The organism is Streptomyces sp. NPDC055962 (assembly GCF_042270185.1).
Lineage (GTDB): Bacteria > Actinomycetota > Actinomycetes > Streptomycetales > Streptomycetaceae > Streptomyces.
This window is the reverse complement of the sequence record NZ_JBHJYN010000007.1, coordinates 41,653-68,426: the sequence shown is the minus strand read 5'-3', so window position 1 is coordinate 68,426 and position 26,774 is coordinate 41,653. Positions and strand designations below refer to the sequence as shown.

26 protein-coding genes are annotated in these 26,774 nt (G+C 71.1%); 16 read left to right on the top strand and 10 right to left on the bottom strand.

Annotated elements, in window-relative coordinates:
* The first annotated feature begins 22 nt into the window (after positions 1-22).
* Both ACFC51_RS20995 and ACFC51_RS20990 read left to right on the top strand, forming a co-directional pair.
* Positions 23-1,204, top strand: coding sequence for a DUF2786 domain-containing protein (locus tag ACFC51_RS20995; RefSeq protein WP_376530147.1), 1,182 nt, complete (start codon positions 23-25; stop codon positions 1,202-1,204).
* A gap of 56 nt (positions 1,205-1,260) precedes the next feature.
* Positions 1,261-3,342: an FUSC family protein gene (locus ACFC51_RS20990; protein ID WP_376368664.1), complete on the top strand. Its 2,082-nt coding sequence runs from the start codon at positions 1,261-1,263 to the stop codon at positions 3,340-3,342.
* 10 nt (positions 3,343-3,352) lie between these two features.
* Here the strand turns inward: ACFC51_RS20990 and ACFC51_RS20985 are convergent, their stop codons facing one another.
* Positions 3,353-3,847 carry a hypothetical protein gene (locus ACFC51_RS20985; protein ID WP_376530144.1) on the bottom strand — a complete coding sequence of 165 codons (495 nt, stop codon included), beginning with the start codon at positions 3,845-3,847 and terminating at the stop codon, positions 3,353-3,355.
* A 277-nt stretch (positions 3,848-4,124) separates the two neighbouring features.
* Between ACFC51_RS20985 and ACFC51_RS20980 the strand changes: the two genes are divergently transcribed.
* Positions 4,125-4,367 carry a DUF397 domain-containing protein gene (locus ACFC51_RS20980; RefSeq protein ID WP_099173559.1) on the top strand — a complete coding sequence of 81 codons (243 nt, stop codon included), beginning with the start codon at positions 4,125-4,127 and terminating at the stop codon, positions 4,365-4,367.
* Positions 4,368-4,490: 123 nt separating this feature from the next.
* On the opposite strand, the gene ACFC51_RS20975 is transcribed toward ACFC51_RS20980, so the two are convergent.
* The gene (locus tag ACFC51_RS20975) at positions 4,491-5,027 is read right to left on the bottom strand and encodes an ATP-binding protein (protein ID WP_376368662.1); all 537 of its coding nucleotides are present in this window, start codon (positions 5,025-5,027) and stop codon (positions 4,491-4,493) included.
* A gap of 340 nt (positions 5,028-5,367) precedes the next feature.
* Between ACFC51_RS20975 and ACFC51_RS20970 the strand changes: the two genes are divergently transcribed.
* The 5 genes from ACFC51_RS20970 (at position 5,368) to ACFC51_RS20950 (ending at position 10,386) form a co-directional block, all read left to right on the top strand.
* Positions 5,368-6,252, top strand: coding sequence for a helix-turn-helix domain-containing protein (locus ACFC51_RS20970; protein ID WP_376368661.1), 885 nt, complete (start codon positions 5,368-5,370; stop codon positions 6,250-6,252).
* A gap of 54 nt (positions 6,253-6,306) precedes the next feature.
* On the top strand, positions 6,307-7,764 hold the full coding sequence (locus ACFC51_RS20965; RefSeq protein WP_376368660.1) for an aldehyde dehydrogenase family protein: 1,458 nt from the start codon (positions 6,307-6,309) through the stop codon (positions 7,762-7,764).
* A gap of 135 nt (positions 7,765-7,899) precedes the next feature.
* Positions 7,900-8,541, top strand: coding sequence for a PadR family transcriptional regulator (locus ACFC51_RS20960; protein ID WP_376368659.1), 642 nt, complete (start codon positions 7,900-7,902; stop codon positions 8,539-8,541).
* 85 nt (positions 8,542-8,626) lie between these two features.
* Positions 8,627-9,583 carry an ATP-binding cassette domain-containing protein gene (locus ACFC51_RS20955; protein ID WP_376530406.1) on the top strand — a complete coding sequence of 319 codons (957 nt, stop codon included), beginning with the start codon at positions 8,627-8,629 and terminating at the stop codon, positions 9,581-9,583.
* Complete coding sequence (locus ACFC51_RS20950; RefSeq protein WP_376530141.1) at positions 9,580-10,386, top strand: ABC transporter permease; 807 nt, start codon at positions 9,580-9,582, stop codon at positions 10,384-10,386. Before ACFC51_RS20955 ends, ACFC51_RS20950 begins: the two co-directional genes overlap by 4 nt.
* Before the next feature lie 20 nt (positions 10,387-10,406).
* Here ACFC51_RS20950 and ACFC51_RS20945 read toward each other — a convergent pair whose 3' ends face one another.
* The 3 genes from ACFC51_RS20945 to ACFC51_RS20935 are packed head-to-tail and all read right to left on the bottom strand — an operon-like array spanning position 10,407 to position 12,867.
* A complete protein-coding gene (locus ACFC51_RS20945; protein ID WP_376368656.1) occupies positions 10,407-11,831 on the bottom strand; it encodes a glutamate decarboxylase in 1,425 nt (474 codons plus the stop codon).
* Positions 11,832-11,842: 11 nt separating this feature from the next.
* Positions 11,843-12,466: an NAD(P)H:quinone oxidoreductase gene (wrbA, locus tag ACFC51_RS20940; RefSeq protein WP_376368655.1), complete on the bottom strand. Its 624-nt coding sequence runs from the start codon at positions 12,464-12,466 to the stop codon at positions 11,843-11,845.
* 35 nt (positions 12,467-12,501) lie between these two features.
* Complete coding sequence (locus ACFC51_RS20935; RefSeq protein WP_376368654.1) at positions 12,502-12,867, bottom strand: YbjQ family protein; 366 nt, start codon at positions 12,865-12,867, stop codon at positions 12,502-12,504.
* A gap of 150 nt (positions 12,868-13,017) precedes the next feature.
* Here ACFC51_RS20935 and ACFC51_RS20930 point away from each other — a divergent pair, with 150 nt between their 5' ends.
* The gene (locus ACFC51_RS20930; RefSeq protein WP_376530139.1) at positions 13,018-14,481 is read left to right on the top strand and encodes a DedA family protein; all 1,464 of its coding nucleotides are present in this window, start codon (positions 13,018-13,020) and stop codon (positions 14,479-14,481) included.
* Positions 14,482-14,542: 61 nt separating this feature from the next.
* Here the strand turns inward: ACFC51_RS20930 and ACFC51_RS20925 are convergent, their stop codons facing one another.
* Positions 14,543-16,255, bottom strand: coding sequence for a threonine/serine exporter ThrE family protein (locus tag ACFC51_RS20925; RefSeq protein ID WP_376368652.1), 1,713 nt, complete (start codon positions 16,253-16,255; stop codon positions 14,543-14,545).
* A gap of 195 nt (positions 16,256-16,450) precedes the next feature.
* Complete coding sequence (locus tag ACFC51_RS20920; protein ID WP_018514302.1) at positions 16,451-16,945, bottom strand: inorganic diphosphatase; 495 nt, start codon at positions 16,943-16,945, stop codon at positions 16,451-16,453.
* A gap of 86 nt (positions 16,946-17,031) precedes the next feature.
* Between ACFC51_RS20920 and dacB the strand changes: the two genes are divergently transcribed.
* The 7 genes from dacB (at position 17,032) to ACFC51_RS20885 (ending at position 25,168) form a co-directional block, all read left to right on the top strand.
* Positions 17,032-18,516, top strand: a complete 1,485-nt coding sequence (gene dacB / locus ACFC51_RS20915; protein WP_376530137.1) for a D-alanyl-D-alanine carboxypeptidase/D-alanyl-D-alanine-endopeptidase — start codon at positions 17,032-17,034, stop codon at positions 18,514-18,516.
* A gap of 48 nt (positions 18,517-18,564) precedes the next feature.
* Entirely contained in the window at positions 18,565-19,710 is a 1,146-nt protein-coding gene (locus ACFC51_RS20910) for a zinc-dependent metalloprotease (RefSeq protein ID WP_376368650.1), read from the top strand.
* Positions 19,711-19,898: 188 nt separating this feature from the next.
* Positions 19,899-20,972, top strand: a complete 1,074-nt coding sequence (tilS, locus tag ACFC51_RS20905; protein ID WP_376368649.1) for a tRNA lysidine(34) synthetase TilS — start codon at positions 19,899-19,901, stop codon at positions 20,970-20,972.
* A gap of 98 nt (positions 20,973-21,070) precedes the next feature.
* Positions 21,071-21,610 carry a hypoxanthine phosphoribosyltransferase gene (gene hpt, locus ACFC51_RS20900; RefSeq protein ID WP_376530134.1) on the top strand — a complete coding sequence of 180 codons (540 nt, stop codon included), beginning with the start codon at positions 21,071-21,073 and terminating at the stop codon, positions 21,608-21,610.
* Positions 21,611-21,832: 222 nt separating this feature from the next.
* The gene (gene ftsH / locus ACFC51_RS20895; RefSeq protein WP_376368648.1) at positions 21,833-23,884 is read left to right on the top strand and encodes an ATP-dependent zinc metalloprotease FtsH; all 2,052 of its coding nucleotides are present in this window, start codon (positions 21,833-21,835) and stop codon (positions 23,882-23,884) included.
* A gap of 185 nt (positions 23,885-24,069) precedes the next feature.
* Positions 24,070-24,675, top strand: a complete 606-nt coding sequence (folE, locus tag ACFC51_RS20890; protein WP_376368647.1) for a GTP cyclohydrolase I FolE — start codon at positions 24,070-24,072, stop codon at positions 24,673-24,675.
* Positions 24,676-24,817: 142 nt separating this feature from the next.
* Positions 24,818-25,168 carry a VOC family protein gene (locus ACFC51_RS20885; RefSeq protein WP_329230175.1) on the top strand — a complete coding sequence of 117 codons (351 nt, stop codon included), beginning with the start codon at positions 24,818-24,820 and terminating at the stop codon, positions 25,166-25,168.
* Between the two features lie 16 nt (positions 25,169-25,184).
* Here ACFC51_RS20885 and ACFC51_RS20880 read toward each other — a convergent pair whose 3' ends face one another.
* The 3 genes from ACFC51_RS20880 to folB form a co-directional block, all read right to left on the bottom strand.
* A complete protein-coding gene (locus ACFC51_RS20880; RefSeq protein WP_376368646.1) occupies positions 25,185-25,670 on the bottom strand; it encodes a DUF3180 domain-containing protein in 486 nt (161 codons plus the stop codon).
* A gap of 70 nt (positions 25,671-25,740) precedes the next feature.
* Entirely contained in the window at positions 25,741-26,352 is a 612-nt protein-coding gene (gene folK / locus ACFC51_RS20875) for a 2-amino-4-hydroxy-6-hydroxymethyldihydropteridine diphosphokinase (protein WP_376368645.1), read from the bottom strand.
* Positions 26,349-26,708, bottom strand: coding sequence for a dihydroneopterin aldolase (folB, locus tag ACFC51_RS20870; RefSeq protein ID WP_376368644.1), 360 nt, complete (start codon positions 26,706-26,708; stop codon positions 26,349-26,351). The genes folK and folB overlap by 4 nt, the downstream gene beginning before the upstream one ends.
* Positions 26,709-26,774 lie beyond the last annotated feature (66 nt).

Here is a 26,774-nt window from a genome sequence, read left to right as displayed (position 1 = left end):
GGCCGCCGCCTACCCTTGCCGCATGGAATCGGTGATCGACCGGGCCTGTGCCGCGGCCCTGTACTCGGACGGCGACGCGGGCCTGGACACCGGCGCCTCCCTGCTCGCCGCGGACCCCGCCGCCGACGACGAGCTGCACCGCCGGGGCGAGGAGTTCGTCCGGCGGGCCTGGGCGCGCGGCTGGCAGCCCGCCGACGTCGTACGGACCGTGCGGCGCGAGCTCGACGAGACCGGCGCCGCACTCGTCTCCGCCCTGGTCACGGCGGAGACGGCGGGATACGGGCAGCTCCCCCCGCGCTGGGCGGACCAGCTCGCCGCGATGCCCGCCCCGGCACCGCGCAACCGCCCCGACCGCTTCACCTACGCCTCCGCGCTCCTGGAGCTGTACCGGCTGCTGCTCCGGCTGCCGGCCATCGAGCCGGCCGGGCCGCAGCCCGGCACGTCCGCGACCGGCGCCCCGGCCGGGCCGCCCGCGCACGGCGAGCCCCGCATGCTGACAAGGATCAGGGCGCTGCTCGCCAAGGCGGAGGCGACCGGCTTCCCGGAGGAGGCCGAGGCGCTCACCACCAAGGCGCAGGAGCTGATGGCCCGGCACAGCCTCGACGAGGCGCTCCTCGCCGCCCGTACGCACAGCGCCGATACGCCGGGTGCCCTGCGGATCGGGGTCGACGCGCCGTACGAGAGCGCGAAGGCGGTCCTGCTCGACTCCGTCGCGTCGGCGAACCGCTGCCGGGCCGTGTGGAACAGCGATCTCGGCTTCACCACGGTCGTCGGCTTCGAGCCGGACCTGGAGGCCGTGGAGCTGCTCTTCACCTCCCTGCTGGTGCAGGGCGACGCGGCGATGACGAAGGCGGAGGCCGGGCAGCGGGCCGGCGGGCGTAAGCGGACCAAGACCTTCCGGCAGTCCTTCCTGATGGCGTACGCCCAGCGTCTCGGCAGCCGCCTGGCTGCGGACACCGCCCGGGTCACCGCTGCGGCGGGCTCCGAGGACGCCGGGTCCGGCGGCTCCGGCGGCGGCCCCGGAGCCCTGCTGCCGGTCCTGGCGGCCCGGGACGTCGCCGTCACCGACACCGCGGAGCGGATGTTCCCCCGGACGACCACCACGCGGCTGCGCGGGGCGACGGACGCCGAGGGCTGGACGCACGGCACGGCCGCGGCCGACCGGGCCCGGATGGGCGGCGGGGAGCAGGAAATTCGCCGCTAGGTCACTAAAGGTGGCATAAGTCGGAGTTGCCGGAGAATCCGGTTAGGCTCGGGGCCATGAGCTGGCTCCGGGCGCTGAGGGAGACCGCCCGCTCGGGACTGACGATCGAGCGCAGGCGTCTCGAACCGCTCATCGCGGTGCGCGGCGCGGCGGGCCTCGCCCTCGTGGTCGGGGTGAGCCTGGCGCTCTTCGGGCCGTCGATCGCCGCCGGCTCCGCCTTCGGGGCCTTCCAGGCGGCCATCGCCACGTTCCAGCGCAGTTGGCGCCCCCGGCCGGTGCTCGCCCTGGTCTCCGGTGCCAGTCTGGCCGTGTCGACGTTCGTCGGCTACGTCACCGTGACCCACACCCTGCTGTTCCTGGCCCTGCTGTTCCTCTGGACGTTCGCCGCCGGGATGGCCTGGGCGGCCGGACCGACGGGCGGCATCATCGCCGGCTCCAACGTCGCGATCATGCTGGTCACGATCACCCTGCCCACCTCCGTGGCCGACGCGGCCGCGCACGCCGCGATGATGGCGGTGGGCGGGTGTGTCCAGGCGGGGCTGATCGTGCTCTTCCCGGTGCGCCGGTGGGGCGCCCAGCGTGACGCGCTCGCCGACGCCCTCGCCGGCGAGGCCGACTACGCCCGCCGGCTGCGTCACGACCCGGTCGCACCCTTCGACCCCGTACCGCTGATGGCCGCGCGCAACGCCGCCGCCGTGACCCCTCGCCAGGCCCGGCGGCGCCCCACCGACCTGCACGGCGCGCGGGGGGTCGCGGAACGGCTGCGGCCGGTCCTCGCCTCGCTCGCGGACCCCGCCCTGGGAGTCCCGGCCGAGGGCCCGGAACGCTACTGGGCGCGGGAGATCCTCGGCGCGGCCGGCTCCCTGCTCGACTCCGCGGCCCGCGCGGTGCGTCACGGCGACCCCGTGCGGCTGGACGAGACGGCGCTGTCGGTGCTGAAGTCCCCCGACACCGAGGTCATCCTCGCCGGTCCGCCCCGCCGGGCCGCCGACCGGCTCGTCTCCCTGCTCGCCGACGTCATCGAGATCGCCGAGGGCACCGGTACGGACGACAGGACGCCGGGCGAGCCGCTGGTCCCGCACCGCCGCCGGCCCACCCTGGTGAAGCTGGTCCCGGTCATCTACCACTCCATGCGCCGGGAGATGCGGCGCGGATCGATGATCCTCAGGCACGCCGAGCGGGTCTCGGCCGTGGCGGTGTCGGGCTATCTCCTGGGGTCGGTGCTGCCGCTCGGGCACGGCTACTGGGCGCCGATGACCGCCGTGATGGTGATGCGCCCCGAGTTCACCCAGACGTATTCACGGTCCGTGGCCCGCTTCCTCGGCACGGTGCTCGGCGTCGGCGTCGCCACCGGGATCGTGCAGGCCGCCCACCCGAACGCCGGGTTCTCCGCCCTGCTCGCCGTGGTGTGCGCCGGTCTGATGTACCTGCTGATGAGGACGGGCTACGCGGTCAGCCAGGTCTGTGTCTCCGCCTACGTCGTCTTCCTGCTCGGCATGGCGGGCGACGACTGGTCGCAGACCGTCCCCGAACGGGTCGTCCTCACCCTCGTCGGCGGACTCCTCGCGATGGTTGCGTACGCCGTCTACCCGGCCTGGGAGACCCCGCGGCTGCGCGACCGGCTCGCGGGCTGGGTGATCACCGACGGGCGGTACGCGGCCACGGTCCTCGACCGGTACGCCGACCCCGCGTCCAGGAGCCTGGAGGAGGTGCGCACCGCCCTGCTCACCACCCGGGAGGCCCGCGTCGCCTGGCAGGAGGCGCTGGAGAGGGCCCGGCACGAGCCGGTCCGCCACCGGGGCATCGCCCGGACCTCCGCCGCCGACGCCCAGGACGCGCTCGCCCAGTTCGGCCGGGTCGCGATGCTGATGGAGGCACATCTGCCCGCCGCGTCCGCCACACCCGTGCCCGAGGCGGCCGGCCTGGCGGACGCGCTGCGCCGGGCCACGGAGGAGGGTGCGAAGGCGGTGCGGGAGCGCCGTGTCCCGGACTGGGAGCCGGTGAGAGAGGCGTTGGCGCGCCGGGACGCCGACCAGGATCCGCCGCCCGACTCCTTCGTGCGCAACGGGGCCACGCTGCTGCTCCGGGCCCTGGAGGACTTCTCGCGGGCGCTGGAGATCAGCAGCGGGCGGGCCTGAGGAGGCCGGGTCAGGCCTCGGGTGCCTCCGGCGGGCCCGTGGGCAGCTCGTCGGGATCGGTCCTGGTCAGGGTGTCCTCGGGGCCGCCGTCCCAGGAGACGACAAGCTTCTCGCCGCCGTCCGGCTCCACGGTCCCCCTGGTCCGCTCGGTGTTCCCGTCGAGGCATTTCAGGGCGAGCGTGGTGCCGTCCGCGTGCTTCACCACGCCCTGGCACACGTGCTGGTCGGCGACGAGTGCCACCTTGCCGGAGGTGACCGACAGGACGAGCGGCGAGCCGTCGTCCGTGCTCGCCCAGGTGCCCTCCAGTGCCGCGGCGTCCGCGTGCCCGGTCGCCGTGTCCTTCGGCGCGGAGGCCTCCGGTCCGGGGTCCTGGCCGCCGGCGGACGGTGAGCCCCGCCCGGCGTCCGGGGCTGCGGCGGGCCCGTCACTTCCGCAGGCGGACAGCGCGAAGGCGGCGACGGCGCCGGCCGCGAGAAGAGCACCCGAGCGCGGAAGTCTGCCCATGTGGAGTTCCCCCTTGTGGATTCGCTGCCGAAAGTCCGCGCCAAGCTACCAGGGCGGAAGAGAACAACTCCCGGAACCGGGAGCCAAATTGGCGTTCCGTTCGTCTCTTCCTCATAGAGGTGGGGGAAGGGTGAACAGGCGGCTGAGTGGATCAGCGGGAAAACTGTAATCGCGTGCGCACCGCCCGTGCACGTGCATCTGCTCATGCATTGGCATATGAACACAGCTATGATCCGAGCTAGTTGACACTTGCACCTTGCAACTCGGGGAGCGTCCTGTGCACCACGTGTACAACGGCATGGCGGCCACAGAGCTTCGCGGGGTCGTCTGGCAGAAGAGCAGACACAGCAACTCCCAGGGCTCATGCGTGGAGTTCGCGAAACTGCCCGGAGGGAATGTGGCGATGCGGAACTCGCGCCACCCCGACGGGCCGGCACTCGTCTACACACCGGCCGAGATCGAGGCGCTGTTGCTCGGAGTCAAGGACGGGGAGTTCGACCACCTGGCCGCCGGCGCCTGACCGCGCGTCCGTCCGCAGGTCCGGGGCGCACGTCTGCCCGCGGGACCTGCCGCGGCTCTTTTCCGCGCGTGGGAGGCGCCCCCGTTTCGCGCGTGGGAGGCGTCCCCGGTGCGGAGGTGCCCGCTACAGACTGTCGGGGAAGGCGTCGACCGGGACGGGCTCCGGCGCGGCGTGGTCGGTCAGCCGGAACAGTGCCCAGACCACCTTGCCGAACCCGCCGTCTGGTGACGGATCCCCGGCCGGTACGGGTGAGGGGTGCCAGCCCCAGCAGTCGCTGAACGACTCCACCAGGAACAGGCCCCGGCCGGACTCGGCCGAATCGGGCGCCTCGCCCGCGACCGGTCCCTTCTCGCTGGGGTCACGCACCGCGCACACCAGGCGCGAGGCCCAGCGCATCAGGTGCAGCCGCACGGTGGTGTCGTGCCGTTCCCCCGCCACCTCGGCGGGCAGGGCGTGCCGCAGCGCGTTGGTGACCAGCTCGGACACGACCAGGGCGACGTCGTCGAAGTGGTCGCACAGGTCCCAGGAGGACAGTGTCGTGCGGGTGAACCTCCGCGCGCCGCCCACCGCTTCGAAGCGGGCCGGAAGCGTGCAGGTGGCCGAGCCCGCGACCGCCGAGGGGTCGATGGGTGGAAGCCCCTGCCGTAACGGCTCGAGCATCGTCGATCCATTCGTCCCCATGCGAGGCACTCCCGGGATTCGCGGCTGTAGCGGCACTGCTTCTAGCGGGCACTGCGGGGTACAGCGGCACAACACGAACGAGCACGCAGGTGCGCGAGGCCCATGGTTCCCAATGCGCAGGGCAGATGCAAGGGCAGATGCACGTGCACGCGACGCGTTCTGCCCGTCCCGTGACGGTTCGGACTCATTTCTTCCACTTCACAGTTTTGGAGCTTTCGGAAAGTCTTGCCATTTCTGTAATCGAATGAGTACGGGCTGAAGCGTTTTGGTGGCAGAATCCGCCTCCGGGGTTCGGGGGAGCCCCGGAGTACGGGAAGCGATGGGGAGGGTCGGTAAGCCGGTGTCGGCAGGCGAGTCGAGTGGTTCCGTGGTGCGGCGCATCCTGCTGGGCTCACAGCTCAGGCGCCTGCGCGAGTCGCGAGGCATCACCCGTGAGGCGGCCGGCTACTCCATCCGCGCCTCCGAATCGAAGATCAGCCGCATGGAGTTGGGACGGGTGAGCTTCAAGGCCAGGGACGTCGAGGACCTGCTCACGCTGTACGGAGTCACGGACGAGGCGGAGCGGGATTCCCTCCTCGGTCTGGCCCGTGAGGCCAATGTGGCGGGCTGGTGGCACAGTTACGGCGATGTGCTGCCCGGCTGGTTCCAGACGTATATCGGTCTGGAGGGCGCGGCGTCGCTCATCCGGATCTACGAAGTCCAGTTCGTCCACGGCCTGTTGCAGACCGAGGCCTACGCCCACGCGGTCGTGGCGCGCGGAATGCCCGGCGCACCCCCGGCCGAGATCGACCGGAGGGTCGCACTGAGGCTGGCGCGGCAGAAGGCGCTCGTCTCCGAGCGCGCCCCGCGCTTCCATGCGGTGCTCGACGAGGCCGCGCTGCGCCGTCCGTACGGCGGGCGTGAAGTGATGCGTGCGCAATTGCGGCACCTGATCGACATGTCGGAGCAGCCGAATATCACGCTCCAGGTGATGCCCTTCAGTTTCGGCGGGCACGCCGGTGAAAGCGGGGCATTCACCATGCTGCGGTTCCCGGAATCCGATCTGTCGGACATCGTCTATCTGGAGCAGCTGACAAGTGCGCTCTATCTGGACAAGGCGGAAGAAGTCGCCCAGTACGAAAAGGCCATGGCCCGGCTCCACGAGGACAGTCCCGGGCCCGAGGAGAGCCGGGATCTTCTCCGCGGACTACTCCAACTGACCTGATTCGCACGTACGATGAGTGACCGACAGGAGTCTGCGCCTGCAGTAAGGGATTGCATGTCCTTCCTCAGTGAACTGGCCCACCAGTACATCGACGGCGAGTGGCTGACCGGCAACGGTGAGTGGGACATCATTGATTTCAATCCCTTCAACGGCGAAAAGCTCTGCTCCATCACCGTGGCCACCGCGACGGAAGTCGACCGGGCCTACCGGGCGGCCGAACGCGCGCAGCGGGAATGGGCGGCCGCCGGTCCCTATCTGCGCCGGGACGTCCTGGAGAATGCCGCACGGCTCGTGGGGGAACGCAGCGAGGAAATCGCCGAACTGATCGTCGACGAACTCGGCGGAACCCGGCCGAGGGCCGCGTACGAGGTGCGTGCGGCGCAGGAGTTCCTGCGTGAGGCCGCCGGGCAGGCGACCCGTCCGGTCGCGGGGCTGCTCCCCTCGGTCGCCGACGGCAAGGAGAACCGGGTCTACCGGTTGCCCGTCGGGGTCGTCGGGGTGATCAGCGCCTTCAACTTCCCCTTCCTGGTGACGGTGAAGACCGTCGCACCCGCGCTCGCGCTCGGGAACGCCGTCGTGGTGAAACCCCATCAGAACGCGCCGGTCGCGGGCGGGGGGCTGGTGGCCCGGATCTTCGAGGACGCGGGCCTGCCGGCGGGGCTCCTCAACGTCGTGGTCACGGACAGTGCCGAGATCGGTGACAGCTTCATCGAGCACCCCGTGCCCAAGGTGATCTCGTTCACCGGCTCGGACCGTGTCGGCCGCCATGTGGCCGCCGTCGCCGCCGGGCTGTTCAAGCGGACCATCCTCGAACTGAGCGGCAACAGCGCCCTGGTCGTGCTGGAGGACGCCGACCTCGACCACGCGGTCCGGGCCGCGGTCTACAGCCGTTTCCTGTTCCAGGGGCAGGTCAGCATGGCCGCCAACCGGATCCTGGTGGACCGGTCCGTGGAGAAGGAGTTCACCGAGCGGTTCACGGCCGCGGTGTCGGCCCTCCCGTCGGGGGACCCGCGGGACCCGGACACCCGCATCGGGCCGGTCATCAGCGCGTTCCAGGCCGAGGCGCTCACCGCGCTGGTCGACGGGGCGGTCGAGGCCGGCGCCACCGCCCTCGTCCGGGGCCGCACGCGCGGCAACCTCGTCGAACCGACCGTGCTGGCCGGGCTGCCGGAGGGGTCACCGCTCCTGGAGCAGGAGATCTTCGGTCCCGTGGCGCTCCTGCTGCCGTTCGACGGCGAGGACGAGGCGGTGCGCCTCGTCAACGACAGCCCCTACGGGCTGAGCGGAGCCGTCCACACGGCGGACGCCGAGCGGGGTGTGCGGTTCGCCCGGCGGATCGCGGGCGGGATGTTCCACGTCAACGGTGCGACCGTGCAGGACGATCCGGCGGTCGCCTTCGGCGGTGAGAAGAGCTCCGGCATGGGCCGGCTGAACGGCGAGGCCGCGGTGGAGGCCTTCACCACCCGGAAGTGGATCTCGGTGCAGCACGGACGGACCGTCTTCCCCTTCTGATTCCGGCACCGGTCCCGGCGGCCTCCCGGACCGTTCGCGGGGGCCGCCGGACGCCGGACCCCGGGGCGGCCCTCGACCCGGGCGCCGCGAGGGCGGGGCTACCCTGGTCGGAGTTGATGACAGAGGGTGGGTGCGATGTCGGCGATCCGTCTCCTGGTCCTGGGGGCCGTCCGCCAGCACGGCCGGGCACACGGCTACCAGGTGCGCAACGACCTGGAGTACTGGGGCGCCCACGAGTGGTCCAACGCCAAGCCCGGATCGATCTACCACGCGCTGAAGCAGATGGCGAAGCAGGGACTGCTGCTCGCCCACGAGATCGCCCCGTCCACGGCCGGCGGCCCGCCGCGCACCGAGTACGAGATCACCGAACGGGGTACCGAGCAGTTCTTCACCCTGCTGCGGTCCTCGCTGACCTCGTACGACCAGAGCGTGGACGTGCTCTCGGCCGGGATCGGTTTCATCGTCGATCTGGAGCGGGCCGAAGCGGTCGCGCTCCTGCGGGAGCGCGTCGCCGCCATCGAGGGGTGGAGGGCGTCGGTGACGGAGCACTACACCCCGTCCGAGGGCCCCGAGGTGCTCGGCCACATCGGCGAGATCATGAACATGTGGGTCCACTCCGCGGATGCCGGGGCCGAGTGGACCCGGGGGTTGATCGCGCGGATCGAGGCGGGGGCGTACACCTTCGCGGGTGAGGGGGAGCCCTTCGTCGGGGTGCTCTCCGAGGGACAGGAGAACCCCTACGCGACAGGGGTCCCCGACGCCGGGGATACTCACTGATCAAGTTTGACTAATGAGTCCGGCCGACTTACCTTCGACCTAGTAGTCAAGTTTGACTACGTGAGTGGGAGGGCTGGTGGGCACCGTGAGCGACGCCGTCGTCGTCGAGGGAGTGCACAAGCGGTACGGAGAGAAGCGCGCCCTGAACGGCCTGGACCTCGCCGTCCGTGGCGGTTCGGTCCACGGGGTGCTCGGCCCGAACGGGGCGGGCAAGACCACCGCCGTGCGCGTGCTGACGACTCTGCTGCGGCACGACGAGGGACGGGTGGAGGTGGCGGGGTTCGACGTGCGGTCCGAGCCCGCCGAGGTCAGACGGCGGATCGGGCTGCTCGGACAGCACGCGGCGGTGGACGAGGAACTCGGCGGCCGGCAGAACCTGGAGATGTTCGGCCGCCTGTACCACCTGGGCGCCCGCCGGGCGGGGCTGAGGGCCGACGAACTGCTGGAGCGGTTCGGGCTCGCCGACACCGGCCGCAAGGCGGTCAAGCAGTACAGCGGGGGCATGCGGAGGCGCCTCGACCTGGCGGCGTCGCTGATCACCGACCCCCAGGTCCTCTTCCTCGACGAGCCCACCACCGGGCTCGACCCGCGGGGCAGGGCCGAGGTGTGGAGCGCGGTCCGCTCCCTCGCGGCCGACGGCACCACCGTCCTGCTGACCACGCAGTACCTGGAGGAGGCGGACCAGCTGGCCGACCGGATCTCGGTGGTCGACGACGGCCGGGTCGTCGCCGAGGGCACGGCCGACCGGCTCAAGGCGATGGTCGGCGGCGACCGCATCGACGTGGTCGTACGCGACGCGGACCGGCTCGGGGAGGCGGCCGGACTGCTGGGCGAGGGGGTCACCGTGGACGCGGACAGGCGGCTGCTCCACGCGGCCGCCCCGGACCGCATGGCGGCCCTGGCCCGCACCGTGCGGGCGCTCGAGGAGGCGGGCATCGAGGCGGAGGACATCGCGGTGCGCCGCCCGACGCTGGACGAGGTGTTCCTCTCCCTCACCGGGGACGGAACCCCCGCCCCCGAGGACGCGGAGGTGGCGGCATGAGTACGACGGCGGCGGGGCCGGGGCGCATCGGCTGGGCGCTGACCGACTCCTGGACGATGACCCGGCGCGAGCTGGCGCACTGGGCACGGCAGCCCGTCCAGGTGGTCGTCGGCCTGGTCTTCCCCGTGATGCTGCTCCTGATGTTCAACTACCTGGTGGGCGGTGGTTCCGGGGTCGACGGGGACAACACGGACTTCCTGGTGCCCGGCATGCTTGCGCTGACCATGGCCTTCGGCCTGGAAGGCACGATGCTGGCCGTCACGCAGGACCTGAACAAGGGCGTCATCGACCGGTTCCGTTCCATGCCGATGGTCCCGGGCGCCGTCCTCGCCGGGCGGAGCGCAGCCGACATGCTCCAGTCGGTGGCCGCGCTGGCCGTGATGACCGGGATGGGGTACGCCCTCGGCTGGCGCTGGCACGGGGGCACGGCCGCGGCCCTGGCAGCTCTGGGGCTGCTGCTCCTCCTGCGGTTCGCGATGCTGTGGATCGGCATCCACCTCGCGATGGTGGCGGGCAGGCCCGAGATGGTGCAGGCCGTGCAGATCCTGGTCTGGCCGGTCGGCTTCCTCTCCAACGTCTTCGCCTCGCCGGAGTCGATGCCGGGGTGGCTGGGCGCGGCGGTCGAGTGGAATCCGATGTCGGCCACCGCGACGGCGGTACGGAACCTGTTCGGCAACCCGGGAGGAGCCTCGGGCTCCTGGGCCGCCGAACACTCCGGACTGTTGGCGGTGGCCTGGCCGGTCGCGCTGCTCGCGGTCTTCCTCCCGCTGGCCGTCAGGAGGTTCGCCCGGATCGACCGGTGACGGCCGCCCCCTGGGGGGCCTCAGTGGTGGAAGGCCGTCTGGACCTGCCGGTCCCGCTGCAAGGGGTGCGCCTGGGCGCGCAGTTCGGGCAGCAGTCTGCGCAGGTCGTCCAGCAGCAGCTCCGCGAGGTCCGAGGAGAACCCGTTGCGGCACACGACGCGCAGGACGGAGAGGTCCTGGCGGTTGGCGGGGAAGGTGTACGCCGGCACCAGCCAGCCGCGCTCCCGGAGCCGCCTCGACACGTCGAAGACGTCGTAGGCCTTGACCTCGGGTTTCGTCGTCACGGCGAACACCGGGAGCTCGTCGCCCCGGGTCAGCAGTCTGAAGTCGTCCAGGGCCTCGAACTCTCCGGCGAGCCGGCCCGCGATGTCCCGGGACGTCTGCTGGACGGCCCGGTAGCCCTCCCGGCCCAGCCGCAGGAACGTGTAGTACTGCGCCACCACCTGCGCGCCGGGCCGGGAGAAGTTCAGGGCGAAGGTCGGCATGTCACCGCCCAGGTAGTTCACCCGGAAGACCAGCTCCTCCGGCAGCTCGGCGGGCGAACGCCACAGCGCCCAGCCCACTCCCGGGTACACCAGGCCGTACTTGTGACCGGAGGTGTTGATCGACGACACCCGGGGGAGCCGGAAGTCCCACACCAGGTCCGGATCGAGGAAGGGCGCGATCATCGCCCCCGAGGCGCCGTCGACATGGACCGGGACGTCGAGCCCGGTGCGCTCCTGGAGGTCGTCCAGGGCGGCGCACAGCTCGGCGATCGGCTCGTAGGAACCGTCGAAGGTGGAACCGAGGACCCCGACCACGCCGATGGTGTTCTCGTCGCACAGATCGGCGGCCGCCTGCGGGTCCAGGTGGAAGCGCTCCCCGTCCATGGGGACCTGGCGTGCCTCGACCTCCCAGAAGTTGCAGAACTTGTCCCAGCAGACCTGCACGTTGACGCCCATGACCAGATTGGGCCGGGCGTTCCCCGGATACCGGTCGGCGTTCCTGGCCGCCCAGCGGCGCTTGAGCGCCATCCCCGCCAGCATGCAGGCCTCGCTCGACCCCGTGGTCGAGCAGCCCACCGCGGTCGACGGATCGGGGGCGTTCCAGAGGTCGGCGAGCATCGCCACACAGCGCCGTTCCAGCTCGGCGGTGCGCGGGTACTCGTCCTTGTCGATCATGTTCTTGTCGCGGCACTCGGCCATCAGCGCACCGGCCTGGGGCTCCATCCAGGTGGTGACGAAGGTCGCGAGGTTGAGCCGGGAGTTCCCGTCGAGCATCAGCTCGTCGTGGACGAGCCGGTACGCCGTCGACGGGGGCAGCGGGCCGTCCGGCAGGACGTGCGTCGGCGGCGCCGCGACCATCGGGGCGGTCGGGTCGGCCTCCCCGAAGAACGGGTTGAGGGCCAGTCTGCGGTGCTCCTCGGACGGAGCGGGCCTGCCGTGCGAACCCTGGTGGAGTGGCATGGACGGTCCCCTCAGTCCTCGGCCGCGAGTCCGGCCTTGATGGCCCGGGTGAACTTCACGACGCGCTCGGCCTGGACACGCGCGGCGGTCAGGGTCTGCTCGGCGACCGGGATGTCGCCCTGCCCCGAGACGTGGGAGGTGCCGTACGGGTTGCCGTCGACGAACTTGGAGGGGTCCGTGTAGCCGGGCGCGACCAGGATGCCGCCGAAGTGGTGGATCGTGTTGTACAGCGCCAGCAGGGTGGACTCCTGACCGCCGTGGGTGGTGCTGCTGGCGGTGAAGCCGCTGTAGACCTTGTCGGCGAGCTTCCCCGCCTGCCACAGGCCTCCGAGCGTGTCGAGGAACTGCTTGAGCTGGGCGGTGACGTTGCCGTACCGGGTCGGCGTACCGAAGATCACCGCGTCCGCCCAGACCAGGTCGTCCGGCGAGACCTCGGGGATGCCTGCGGTCGCCTTCGCGTGCTCGGCCCAGGCCGGATTGGAATCGATGGCCGCCTGCGGGGCGAGCTCGGCGACCTTGCGGAGCCGCACCTGCGCGCCGGCGTTCTCGGCGTCCGCCGCGATGGCCTTGGCGATCGTGGAGACGGTGCCGGTGGAGGAGTAGTAGACGACGGCGATGTTGACGGACGTGGGCATGCGGGGACCTCCGGTGGTGGGGTGGGGGGAGTCGGTCAGGACGGGCTGATCACGGCGGCCGTTCCGTAGGCGCACACCTCGGTGCCCACGTCGGCGGCCTCGCTCACGTCGAACCGCATCATCAGCACCGCGTTCGCGCCCCGCGCCCGGGCCTGGTCGACGAGTCGTTCCATCGCCTGGTTGCGGGTCTCGACGAGCGTCTTGGTCAGCCCCTTCAGCTCACCGCCGACGATCGACTTCAGACCGGCGCCGATCTGACTGCCGAGATGGCGGGAGCGGACCGTGAGCCCGAACACCTCACCGATGACCTGCGTCACCTGGTGACCGGGTACGTCGTTCGTGGTGACGACCAGGACGTCCGCCTGGGCTGTCTGTCCACCGCCGAAGTCCTCAATGCCCATGATGTGGCACCTCCTGCGGACAGCTTTGCCCCGGTCCGGGCCGTGCGCATCCGCGCTTACGCCAGTGGAACCCTGGCGTCCTCCCCGGCGTTGATAGCTTGGGACGGCCACGCAGCCGCCGTACATCGACCCACCCTGGAGCCCGGACCCTTGAATACGCTTGCGCTCGGCCCGAGCTGGCTGGACCCGGATTACCTGCTCAACACCTTCGGGCTCCCCGGCCTCCTGCTCATCGTGTTCGCCGAGTCGGGGCTGCTGATCGGCTTCTTCCTCCCCGGTGACTCCCTGCTGTTCACCACGGGCCTCCTGGTCACGACCGGCGACCTGAAGTACCCCCTGTGGCTCGTCTGCCTCCTGGTCGCACTGGCGGCGGTCATCGGTGACCAGGTCGGTTATCTCTTCGGACGGAAGGTGGGCCCGTCCCTCTTCAAGCGCCCGGACTCCCGGCTCTTCAAGCAGGAGAACGTCGAGAAGGCGCACGACTTCTTCGAGAAGTACGGTCCGAAGTCGCTGGTGCTGGCGCGCTTCGTGCCCGTCGTCCGGACGTTCACGCCGATCATCGCCGGTGTGAGCCGGATGGATTACCGCTCGTTCATCACGTACAACATCATCGGCGGCGTGCTCTGGGGCGTCGGGGTGACGCTGCTCGGAGCGGCCCTCGGCAACGTCGCCTTCGTGCACGAGAACATCGAGATGATCCTCATCCTGATCGTGCTGGTCTCCGTGGTGCCGATCCTGATCGAGTTCCTGCGGGCGCGCGGCAAGTCGAAGAAGGAAGGCGCCACGCAGCAGGGCGACGGCCAGGGCCACTCCGACGGCGGCCCGGGCGGGACCGGGCACGGCGGAGCGGGCGACGGCGGCCAGGGGCCCGCAGCCCACCGGTACGCCGAAGACCAGGCCGCCCCGTACGCCGGCGGCGGTCAGTACGGCGGCCAGGCGGGACAGTACGGCCAGGCGGGCGGCCAGCACGGCCAGGCGGGTGGCCAGTACGACCAGGGCGGTCCGTACGGCAACGGCCAGTACGGCGCGCCCCAGGGAGGCCCGTACGGCAACGGCCAGGGCGGCCAGCAGTACGGCGGCCAGCAGTACGGCGCGCCCCAGGGCGGCGGCCAGTACGGCGGGGGCCAAGGTCAGTACGGCGGGGGCCAAGACCAGGGCCAAGGTCAGTACGGCGGGGGCCAAGGCCAGGGCCAGGGCCAGGGCCAGTACGGCGGCGGTCAGGGCGGCGGCCCGTACGGCGGAGCCCCGTACGGCGACGGTCAGTACGCCGCCGGTGGCCCGTACGACGGCGGCCAGTACGGCGGCGGCCCGTACGCCGCCGACACGAACGCGCAGTACGACAGCGGTCAGGGCGGTCAGCAGTACGGCGGTGGACAGCCCGCTCAGCAGTACGGCCGGCCCGGTCCGTACGGCCAGGACGCCCAGCAGTACGGCGGCCCGTACGGCGGCGGGCAGGGTGCCCCCTACGCCACCGGACACGACGGTGGGTACGGCGCGGCCCAGCAGCCCGGTCCGTACGCCGACGGCGGTGCCCGGGGCGACGGGTCCGCGGCGGGCCACGGGGAGGACGAGGACGGCGACCCGGGTCGCTACGGATGGCGGAACGGGCGCTGACGCCTCCCGCGCACGCACGACGACGGCGCCCGGTCCTCCGAGGACCGGGCGACGTCGTACGTCAGAAGCCCCTGGTCCGCTTGGCGGCCCGGCGGGCACCGCCCTCGACCGCCCCCGGCACCCGCATGAAGAGCCGGGAGATCTCGCTCCCGAGGTTGACCCCGATGGCGATGGCCAGCGCCGTGGCCACAGCCGTGGAGAGGGAGGTGAGCCCCGCCTCCACCTCGTTCTGCGCGACGCCCAGCAGACCGAAGTAGGTCGCCGAACCGGGCAGCAGCGGGCCGATCGCAGCCGTGATGTAGGGCAGCGACGAGCTGTAGTGGTAGCGCGAGAAGAGCTGGCCGAACAGCCCCACCAGACCGGCCGCGACCGCTGTGGCGGCCACCGGTGAGATACCGCCCTCGCGGGCCATCGCCCCGAAGATGATCCAGGCCACGCCCCCGTTGAGGGTCACGGCGAGCACCGTGGACCGTTCCTGCTGGAGCAGGATGGCGAACGCCAGCGTCAGGCTCATCGAGACCAGGATCTGGAGGACCGGCCGGTCGTTCGCCACGAACCGCGCCTCCGGGTTCAGCTCGGCACCGAGCTGGACCCCCAGGTAGAGCATCAGCAGCACACCCGCCACGATGCCGATGAAGAAGTACATGACCTCCAGGAGCCGGGCTCCCGCGGTGATGTAGTAGCCGGTCAGACCGTCCTGCACCCCGGCGACGAGAGCCCGTCCCGGCAGCAGCGCGAAGAGCCCACCGGTGATCACCGCGGAGGGCCGCACATCCGTCGAATGGGTGAGGGTCAGAGCGATGCCCATCGCCGCGGGGGGCATGGCCGCCACCGTGAACTGGTAGAACTCGGGCAGCCCGCGTCCGGCGCAGAGCCAGGCCAGCCGGTCGCCGAGCATCGCGCCCGCGGCGGCCACGAGGAAGACCAGTACGCCACCGCCGACCAGCACCGACGCGGAGCCGGCGAGCAGTCCTGCGGCGGCCGTCAGCACCCAGCCCGGGTAGGGGTGGCGGTTACGGCGGATCTCGGCGAGGCGCCGGTAGGCCTCCTCCAGCGAGACCTCGACGTGCTCCGCCGTGGTGATGTCGTCGATCAGCCGGAACACGGCGGCCAGCCGTGTGTAGTCGGTGCCCCGGCGGCGCACGGTCCGGCTCGCCGTCACGGGGTCGTCGACCAGGGACGGCTGGTAGGAGATGGACAGCAGGGTGAAGGTGACCGTCGGCTCGCTGCGGTCGAGCCCGTACGAACGCGACACCGCGAACATGGCGGCCTCGACGTCCTCGGCGCCCTCACCGCCCGCGAGCAGCAGCTCCCCGATACGCAGTGTCAGGTCGAGGACGCGCGGCACCGCGGGACCCGAGTCGTCGGTCTTCTGCACGCTCTCGGGCGCGGGACGCTCGAACACGGGCATCCGCAGCATCGTGCGCATCCGGTCCTGCCAAGGGGCCTCCTTGGTGAGCCGGACCATCGGGATGCCGTGCGCGGGGGTGAAGGCGGGCGGCTGGTGCTGCGCGGTGTACCCGGACGGCGGAACGAAGGCGGACGACAGCGTGTCGGAGCCCGGACCGCCGCCCGGCCCGGAAGCGGAACCCGGCCCGGAGCCGGACGACGCCGACGGATCGGGGTGCAGCCCGGGCGGAAGGGCGAATTCCGATGTCGGATGATCGTCCTCGGACGGAGCTGTCGGCTCCATACCGGCCGGCGGGACGAAGGCGCTGCGCGCCTCGTCGGACTGGGGCTTCTGGTCCTCGGGACCGCCCTGCTCCGCCACCACTCGACCTCGTTCCTCCTCGACCGCTCGTTCCGGGAGCGCTTCTGCCCAGTATGAGCACGCTCATGGGCCGTCACACGCAACGGGCGGCGCACCGGTGAAGGTGCGCCGCCCGTCGTCCGTACATCGCGCCGGGCCGCTCGGCCCGTGCGCCGCGATCCGCGGCTCCCGCCCTAAGCGGAAGCCGGAAGGATCACGTCAGTGCTTGCCGCCCTGCGCCTCGAGGCGCTTGTAGGAAGCCTCGATCTCGGCCTCGGCCTCGGTGCGGCCGACCCAGTCGGCGCCCTCGACGGACTTGCCGGGCTCCAGGTCCTTGTAGACCTCGAAGAAGTGCTGGATCTCCAGACGGTCGAACTCCGACACGTGGTGGATGTCGCGCAGGTGCTCCACCCGGGGGTCGGACGCCGGGACGCACAGCAGCTTGTCGTCGCCGCCGGCCTCGTCGGTCATCCGGAACATGCCGATGGCGCGGCACTTGATGAGGCAGCCCGGGAAGGTCGGCTCGTCCAGGATGACCAGCGCGTCCAGCGGGTCGCCGTCCTCGCCGAGGGTGTTCTCGACGAAGCCGTAGTCGGCCGGGTAGCTGGTCGAGGTGAAGAGTCGACGGTCCAGGCGGATCCGACCGGTCTCGTGGTCCACCTCGTACTTGTTCCGCGAACCCTTCGGGATCTCGATGGTGACGTCGAACTCCACGGGTGGCTCCTCCATGATCAACACATACGACTGGTGGTTAAGTGTCCCTCACGCAGACGAGTGCTCGCGAAAGGGGCTGGTCGACGGTGGCCGAGCCGGTGCAGAGACCGACGGACGAACCGCTGACCGGGTGGGGCAAGTGGAAAGCCCCGAAGTACTTGAAGCGCGGGAGCGGACCGGACGACATCCGGCTCGTCGCAGGCTCCGCGGTGCTCGGCCTGGTGGTCGCCGCCGGTGCCGTCCTGGCCGCCGGTCCCTGGGACTCCGGTCAGCGTAAGGCCGAGCGGGACCGGGTGGCCGTCCAGCAGAGCGCAGGTGGCGCACATCACGAAGGGACCGCGCCCGGCGGGCCGAAGCCCGCTCCGAGCGCGCCCGCCGTCCTGAAGGCCCTCGACGCCGGAGCCGGTCTCACGTCCCCCGTGGGCGCGAGCGGCCTGGAGAGCGTCCTCACGCCCCTGCTGGACGTACCGGCCCTCGGCTCCGTGCGCACCGCCGTGGTCGTCGACACCGCCACCGGCAAGCAGCTGTACGCACGGGGCGCCGCGACCCCCATGACCCCCGCGTCCACGGTGAAGATCGCGACCACCGTCGCCGCCCTCTCGGCGCTCGGCCCCACGCACCGCATCGCGACGACCGTCAGGCTGTCCCCGGACTCCCGCACGCTCACCCTCGTCGGCGGCGGGGACCCCACCCTGGACGAGAGGGCGCTGCGCTCCCTCGCCGCCGACACGGCACGCTCCCTGCGTGACGGCGGCGCAGGGCCGGTGCGGCTGACGTACGACACCTCGCGCTACTCGGGTCCGGCCCTCCACCCCATCGGCCCCAACGAGAACATCGCTCCCGTCAGTGCCCTGATGGTCGACGAGGGCCGCCTCGACGCGAGCTACAAGGGGCCGGCTCCCCGGACCACCGACCCGGCGGGCGACGCCGCGCGCACCTTCGCCGGCCTCCTCGGCCGGGCGGGGGTGGACACCCGGTCAGGTCCCTCGTCCGGGCGGGCCCCCTCGGGGTCACGCACGGTGGCGACGCACCTGTCGAAGCCGCTCTCCGCCCTGGTCGAGCGGGCCCTGACCAACAGCGACAACGACCTCTCCGAGGCCCTGGCCCGGCAGACCGCGCTGAAGGGGGGCGAGCCCGCCTCCTTCGCCGGGAGCCGCCGCGCCGTCACCGCCCGGCTGAAGACCCTCGGCCTGCCGCTGAACGGCGCCCGGCTCTCCGACGGCAGCGGCCTCGACCGCGCGGACAAGGTGACGGCGGGGCTCCTGGCCCGGCTGCTCGCGCTGGCCGCGGGACCGGACCACCCCGAGCTCCGCCCCGTCCTCACCGGGCTGCCGATCGCCGGATTCAGCGGCACCCTCGGCGACCGCTACTCCGCCACGTCGCCCGCCACCGGCCTGATCAGGGCCAAGACCGGCACCCTCACCGGGGTGAACAGCCTCGCCGGGACCGCCGTCGACGCGCGGGGGCGGCTGCTCGCCTTCGCCTTCCTGGCCTCGGGCACCACCGCACCGGAGGAAGCGGAGGCCTCACTGGACACCCTGGCCACCACCCTCACCCAAGGCACCCGTTGAGAGGCTGACACCCCACCACGGAGCGACCACCTCACGTACGGTTGACGCATGACGAGCATCGGTGGTGCCGAGATGGTCGACTGGAATCTCGCGGTCGCGACCGCGACCCGGTTCGTGCGGCCGGGTCCCGAGATCAGCCGCGAGGAGGCCCGTGCCGTCGTCGCGGAGCTCCGCCGGCATGCCAAGGCCTCCGAGGAGCACGTCCGTTCGTTCACCCGGATGATCCCGGAGGGCCACGAACCCGAGGACACCCCCGTCCTGGTCGTCGACCGGGCGGGCTGGATCCGGGCCAACGTCGCAGGCTTCCGTGAGCTGCTGCGTCCGCTCCTGGAGAAGATGCAGGACCGGCGGGGCAGCGGCCCGGGCAACGCGGTGCTCGGCGCGGTCGGCGGCAAGGTGACCGGCGTGGAGCTGGGCATGCTCCTGTCGTTCCTGGCGTCCCGTGTCCTGGGGCAGTACGAGACCTTCGCCCCCGCGACGCGGGAGTTCCCCGCGTCGTCGAAGGGGGGCGGCAGGCTGCTGCTGGTCGCGCCCAACATCGTCCACGTCGAACGCGAACTCGAGGTCGACCCGCACGACTTCAGGCTCTGGGTGGCGCTCCACGAGGAGACGCACCGCACCCAGTTCACCGGAGTCCCCTGGCTCCGCGACCACCTCCAGGGCGAAATCCAGTCGTTCCTCGACGAGACCGACGTCGATCCGATGACCGTGCTCGAACGCCTCCGCGAGGCCGCGCAGGCCTTCTCCGGGGGCAGTCGCCCCGAGGGGGAGCGCGGTGAGGAGGGCGACGACGGCGGGCGCAGCCTCGTCGAGATCGTCCAGACGCCCGCCCAGCGCGAGATCCTGGGACGTCTCACGGCCGTGATGTCCCTCCTCGAAGGCCACGCGGACTTCGTGATGGACGGGGTCGGCCCCGACGTGGTGGCCTCCGTCGCCGAGATCCGGGAGAAGTTCCAGCGGCGCAGGGCGCGTGGCGCGAGCCGGCTGGACCTGGCCCTGCGCAAGCTGCTGGGCCTCGACGCGAAGCTGCGGCAGTACCGCGACGGCGAGAAATTCGTCCGGGCCGTGGTCGACGAGGTCGGGATGGACGGGTTCAACCGGGTGTGGACCTCCCCCAACACCCTCCCCACCAAGGCCGAGATCGCCGCCCCGGCGGAGTGGGTGGCGCGGGTGCACCGTAAGGCAGATTCGTGATCTTGGCGGGTCCGGCGGCAGAACATTGCCTCTCTAATCACCCATCCGAGGGACCATAGAGGCATGGGAAGGCGTGCAATGCTCGGTGGACAGCTTGTCTCTGTCACCATCGACGCACTCTGAGTGACGGGACTCCGTCCCGCCCACCCCGAGGCGCCCCCCGAACCTCACCCCGAAGGGCACCGGACATGGGTCCCCATCCTGCGGTCGCGGCGATACGCCTGGCGGTCCGCCGCGTACTCCACGACGTCGTCACCGAACACCACCGTCACACCGAACAGGCCGGACGCGCCGAGTTCGCCGAAGCAGGGGCGGGCGGGCGGTGTTCGACGCTTCCCGAACGGCCGGACACCCCGCTGGTGCTCGTCGCGTGCTCCGGGGGTGCCGACTCCATGGCCCTCGCCTCCGCCCTCGCGTTCGAGTCGCGGAAGCTCCCCGTCCGCGCCGGCGGCATCACCGTCGACCACAATCTCCAGCCCGGCTCCGGGCTCCGTGCCGACGAGGTCGTCGCCCGTCTGGCCGAGATGCGGCTCGACCCGGTCGAGGCCGTCGCCGTGCACGTCGGCCGGGACGGCGGGCCCGAGGCCGCCGCCCGTGACGCCCGCTACGCCGCCCTGGACGCCGCCGCCGAGCGCCACGGCGCCGCCGCCGTCCTCCTCGGCCACACCCGTGACGACCAGGCCGAGACCGTCCTGCTGGGCCTCGCCCGGGGTTCGGGCATCCGCTCCCTGTCCGGGATGGCCGCGGCCTCCGGCCCCGCGGGCCGCTACCGCCGCCCCTTCCTCCAGCTCGACCGGCAGACCGCCCGCAAGGCGTGCCTGGTCCAGTCGATCCCCGTCTGGGACGACCCCCACAACGTCGACCCCGCCTACACGCGCTCCCGGCTCCGCCACGAGGGCCTGCCCGCGCTGGAGAAGGCGCTCGGCAAAGGGGTCGTGGAAGCCCTCGCGCGCACCGCGCAGCTGTCCCGCGACGACGCCGACGCCCTCGATACCTGGGCAGCCGAGGCCGCCCGCTCGGTCCGCGACGACGACGGACGGCTGGAGTGCTCCAAGCTCTCCGTCCTGCCACCCGCGGTGCGCCGCCGGGTGCTGCGCCGCGCCGTGATCGACGCCGGATCCCCCGCAGGTTCGCTCTTCGCCCGGCACATCGAGGAAGTCGACCGGCTCATCACCGGATGGCGGGGCCAGGGCGCCATCAACCTCCCCGGCCGCGTCGAGGTCCGGCGCCAGGGTGGCAGACTGGTGATTCGGCAGAGCTGAAGCGCAAGCGGCTGAAGTGCAGGCGAAACGCCGGTCCGGCCCGGGAAGCACTCCGGTACGGCAGGGCAGAGAAAGAGACGCGGGTGAACGAGAAGGACATGAGCACCGACCTTCAGTCGGTGCTCATCACCAAGGAAGAGATCGACGCGAAGCTCGTCGAGCTGGCAGCGAAGATCGACGCGGAGTACGCGGGCAAGGACCTGCTCATCGTCGGCGTGCTCAAGGGTGCGGTGATGGTCATGGCGGACCTGGCCCGCGCCCTGTCCACCCCCGTCACCATGGACTGGATGGCCGTCTCGTCGTACGGCGCCGGCACCCAGTCCTCGGGTGTCGTACGGATCCTCAAGGACCTCGACACCGACATCAAGGGCAAGCACGTCCTGATCGTCGAGGACATCATCGACTCCGGACTGACGCTGTCCTGGCTGCTGACCAACCTCGGTTCGCGTGAGCCCGCCAGCCTGGAGGTCTGCACGCTGCTCCGCAAGCCGGACGCCGCGAAGGTCGCGATCGACGTGAAGTGGGTCGGCTTCGACATCCCCAACGAGTTCGTCGTCGGCTACGGGCTGGACTACGCGGAGAAGTACCGCAACCTCCCCTTCGTCGGTACGCTCGCCCCCCACGTCTACGGAGGCTGAGACAACCGGCCCCCGGCCGAACCCGGTCGGAAGCGGCCGAACCCGGCCGGACTCCCGGGAACCCTCGTGGCGTTCGGGCCGTTGGAGCCTTCGAAGACGGGTTTGCCGGACCTCCCCTGCGGTCACGGGTGACAATGCTGGGGTACCGTCCGAAGAACAGTCTTTTCTCACAGCAGCATTTACCTACGGGCAGGAGGGACGGGGCGACTTCGCTCCGTATGGATGGACGTGAAGCGATACTTCCGTGGGCCGGTCATGTGGATCGTGCTGGCCGTCCTCGCCGTGGTCGTGTTGATGCAGGTCGTCGGCTCGTCCGGCGGCTACAAGACGGTGGACACCGGCAAGGTGATCCAGGCGATCAGCAAGAACCAGGTGGAGCAGGCCAAGCTGACCACCGGTGACGAACAGATCCTGAAGATCGAGCTGAAGGACAAGCAGAAGCTCGAGGGCGAGTCCGGCAGCAAGTTCCAGGCGAGTTACATCGGCAACCAGGGTGTCGAGCTCGCCGACACGCTGCAGAAGAAGTTCGAGAGCGGTGACATCGAGAAGGGTTACACCGTCTCGCCGTCGAAGCAGTCCCCGTTCGTCTCGATCCTTCTCTCGCTGCTGCCCTTCGTCCTGATCGTGGTCGTGTTCCTGTTTCTGATGAATCAGATGCAGGGCGGCGGCTCCAAGGTCATGCAGTTCGGCAAGTCCAAGGCCAAGCTCATCACCAAGGACACGCCGAAGACGACGTTCGCCGATGTGGCGGGGTCGGACGAGGCCGTCGAGGAACTGTACGAGATCAAGGAATTCCTCCAGGAGCCGGCGAAGTTCCAGGCCGTCGGCGCCAAGATCCCCAAGGGCGTCCTGCTGTACGGGCCGCCCGGTACGGGCAAGACCCTGCTCGCGCGCGCCGTCGCCGGCGAGGCGGGCGTCCCGTTCTACTCGATCTCCGGTTCCGACTTCGTCGAGATGTTCGTCGGTGTCGGTGCCTCCCGTGTCCGTGACCTCTTCGAGCAGGCCAAGGCGAACGCTCCGGCGATCGTCTTCGTCGACGAGATCGACGCCGTGGGCCGGCACCGTGGTGCCGGTATGGGCGGCGGCCACGACGAGCGCGAGCAGACGCTCAACCAGCTGCTCGTCGAGATGGACGGCTTCGACGTGAAGGGCGGCGTCATCCTGATCGCCGCCACGAACCGGCCGGACATCCTGGACCCCGCGCTGCTGCGTCCCGGGCGTTTCGACCGGCAGATCGCCGTCGACCGGCCGGACATGCAGGGCCGCCTCGAGATCCTCAAGGTGCACCAGAAGGGCAAGCCGGTCGCGGAGGACGTCGACCTCAACGCGGTCGCGCGCCGTACGCCCGGCTTCACCGGTGCCGACCTGTCGAACGTGCTGAACGAAGCCGCGCTCCTCACGGCGCGCAGCAACAAGAAGCTGATCGACAACCACATGCTCGACGAGGCCATCGACCGCGTCGTGGCGGGACCGCAGAAGCGGACCCGGATCATGTCCGAGAAGGAAAAGAAGATCACCGCGTACCACGAGGGCGGACACGCCCTGGTCGCGGCGGCCTCACCTCAGTCGGACCCGGTCCACAAGATCACGATCCTCTCCCGCGGCCGCGCCCTCGGTTACACGATGGTGCTCCCGGAAGAGGACAAGTACTCCACGACGCGCAATGAGATGCTCGACCAGCTCGCGTACATGCTGGGCGGGCGCGCGGCCGAGGAGCTGGTCTTCCACGACCCGACGACCGGCGCTGCGAACGACATCGAGAAGGCCACCGCAACGGCCCGCGCGATGGTCACGCAGTACGGCATGACCGAGCGGCTCGGCGCGATCAAGTTCGGTGGAGACAACACCGAGCCGTTCGTGGGCCGGGAGATGGGCCATCAGCGCGACTACTCGGAAGAGGTCGCGGCGCTCGTCGACGAAGAGGTCAAGAAGCTCATCGAGACCGCGCACAACGACGCGTGGGAAATTCTCGTGGAGAACCGCGACATCCTCGACGCCCTGGTCCTCGAGCTCCTCGAGAAGGAGACGCTCGGCAAGGAGCAGATCGCCGAGATCTTCGCCCCGATCGTGAAGCGCCCGGCTCGCCCGGCGTGGACCGGTTCCGCCCGGCGTACTCCGTCGACGCGTCCGCCCGTGCTCTCTCCCAAGGAGCTGGCCCTCACCAACGGCACCGCCAACGGTTCGGGTACTCCGGAGATCGCCCCGACGGACATCACGTCGAAGAACACCGGCACCTCCACGGAGGCGCTCCCCGAGGATCGCCCCGAGAGCTGACCTCCCGGCCCGACCCGGTGTGGCCCCTGTCACGGGGTCTCCACCAGGCCCGGAATGGAAGCCGCGCCCCCCAGGTTCTAGCCTGTGGGGGCGCGGCTTTTCCGTATGCCCGCGGGTGCCCGCTCTGTACGTGACGGCCTGGCGGGCCCGCCGCAGGGCGACTGCACAGAGGAACGAGGCACAGGATGACGGACCCGGTGACGCTGGACGGGCAGGGCTCGATCGGCGTGTTCGACGAGAAGCGGGCCGAGGCCGCCGTACGGGAGCTCCTCATCGCGGTCGGTGAGGACCCTGACCGTGAGGGGCTGCGCGAGACTCCGGGCCGTGTGGCGCGCGCGTACAAGGAGATATTCGCGGGCCTCCACCAGGAGCCGGAGGACGTCCTGACGACGACGTTCGACCTGGGCCACGACGAGATGGTGCTGGTCAAGGACATCGAGGTGTTCAGCACCTGTGAGCACCACCTGGTGCCGTTCCGCGGTGTCGCGCACGTCGGGTACATCCCCGCGACCTCGGGCAAGATCACGGGGCTCTCGAAGCTGGCCCGGCTGGTCGACGTCTACGCCCGCCGCCCCCAAGTCCAGGAGAGGCTCACGACGCAGATCGCCGAGTCCCTGATGGCGATCCTGGAGCCGCGCGGGGTCATCGTGGTCGTCGAGTGCGAGCACATGTGCATGTCAATGCGGGGGATCCGCAAGCCCGGGGCGAAGACGATCACGTCCGCGGTCCGTGGGCAACTGCGCGACCCGGCCACGCGGGCCGAGGCCATGAGCCTCATCATGGCGCGCTGAGCACGCCAGGGGCCCGGGCCCGCGCTGGACCCGCGCGGGCCCGGGCGGGCCGGCGCGGTAGCGATGAGTCCGTGAGACGGGGAGAGTCGACCTCGGTGGGAGAGGCCGGACGGCCGGATCCACGAGGAGAAGGAGCTTCCTGATGTCATTCACCCATGTGCTCGCCGTAGCGCCCGTGATGGCCATCGAACCGGCGGTGGAGTGGTACGAGCGGCTTCTCGGCCGCCCCGCCGACGTGCGGCCCATGGACGGGCTGGCCGACTGGCACATCTCCCCGTACGCCTGGCTCCAGGTGTTCCAGTCGCCCGAGCAGGCCGGGGGGTCGCTGGTGAACCTGGTGGTCGACGACCTGGACCGGACCCTCTCGGACCTCGCCGGGAGGGGGATCACGGCCGGGGAGACCCAGCCGGGCTCGCGTGGGGTGAGGTTCGCCGCCGTGCACGACCCCGACGGCAACCGGGTCACGCTGATCGAGAACCCGATCGCCGACTGAGGCGGTACCGGACGGGTCAGGCGGCCTGCGCCGTGTTCCTGTCGTCCTCGCCGTCCTCCGGGAGCCGGCACACGCGCTCCAGGAAGAAGGCGGCCGCGATGACGCCGATGCCCGCCAGGACCGCCGCGCCCGCGTAGATCGCCTGGTCGCGGCGGGGCGGGATGTCGAGGAAGCCGAGCAGGAAGACACCCGTGCCGCCGTACATCCCGGCGACGAGAGCGGCCACCAGGGCGCTCGCCTGGCCGAAGACCACGGCACGCGCCGCCATCATCGGCTCCACGCCCTTCGCCCCGGGACGCCGCTCCCGCTGGGCGCGCAGCCGTGCACGGATCGAGAGGGCCGTGGCCAGAAGGACGACGGCGATCACGGCGAGGACGACGGAGGCGGCGAGCGGCACGCTCGGCAGTGTCCCCAGGGAGTCCCAGAGGCGGGCTGCCCCCCAGGACAGCACGCCGGCTCCGGCGAAGAGTCCGGCAAGGAGCCCGAGCCGTAGTTGCTTCACCGAGAGTGCCGCCCTTCGTCGCCGTTGCCCGTGTCGTTCGCCCGTGACCTGTGGTCCTTGAGCCTAACGACTACTCGGGGAGGCGGAGTTCCAGGTCGGGCCGGGGAAGCACTCCGTCGCGGCCCACACCGGCCAGCAGGTCGGCGACGGAACCGGCGCCGGGCAGCTGGGCCTCCGGGTCCACGTCGTGCCAGGGGGCGAGCACGAAGGCGCGGTCCCTGGCGCGCGGGTGCGGAAGGGTCAGCAGCGGGTCGTCGGAGACCACGTCGGCGTACGACACGATGTCGACGTCGATGGTGCGCGGGCCCCAGCGCTCCTCGCGGACCCGGTCGAACGCCTCCTCGATGGCCTGGCCGCGCTCCAGCAGGGAGGACGGGGGCAGGGTCGTCTTCACGACGATCACCGCGTTGAAGTACGACGGCTGGGTGCCCGGGTCGACGCCCCAGGGCTCCGTCTCGTAGACCGGGGAGACCGCCTTGACCCGGAGGCCGGGGGTGTCCTCCAGGGCGTCGATGGCGCCCTGGAGCGTCTCCAGGCGGTTGCCGAGGTTCGAGCCGAGGGAGATCACGGCGCGTTTGGGGTTGGAGAGGGTGACGTCCGCGGCGTCGACCTGCTCGACCACTGCTGCGGGAACCGGCTGTACGGTCGGGTCGCTCTGCCCCTCGGTGGAAAATGCAGTCATGCTCGGCTCCGGGTGATGGTGATGGTCACGTCGTCGAAGGGGACGGTGATCGGGGCATCCGGCTTGTGGACGACGACCTCGACCTCCTGGACCCCGTCGTGCTTGAGGCACTGCTGCGCGATGCGTTCCGCGAGGGTCTCGATCAGGTCCACCGGCTCACCCTCGACGACATCGACGACCTCCTCCGCGACCACGCCGTAGTGAACGGTCTTCGACAGGTCGTCGTCGGCTGCCGCGGGGCGGGTGTCGAGGCCGAGCACCAGGTCCACGATGAAGGTCTGGCCCTCTTCCCGTTCCTTGGGGAAGACACCGTGGTGCCCACGGGCCTTGAGGCCGCGCAGCGCGACACGATCCACGCGAATCACTCCTGCTGTTCGTCGTCCGGTGGCACCCGGCCGCGTGCGGGCGGCGAGGTGCCGTCT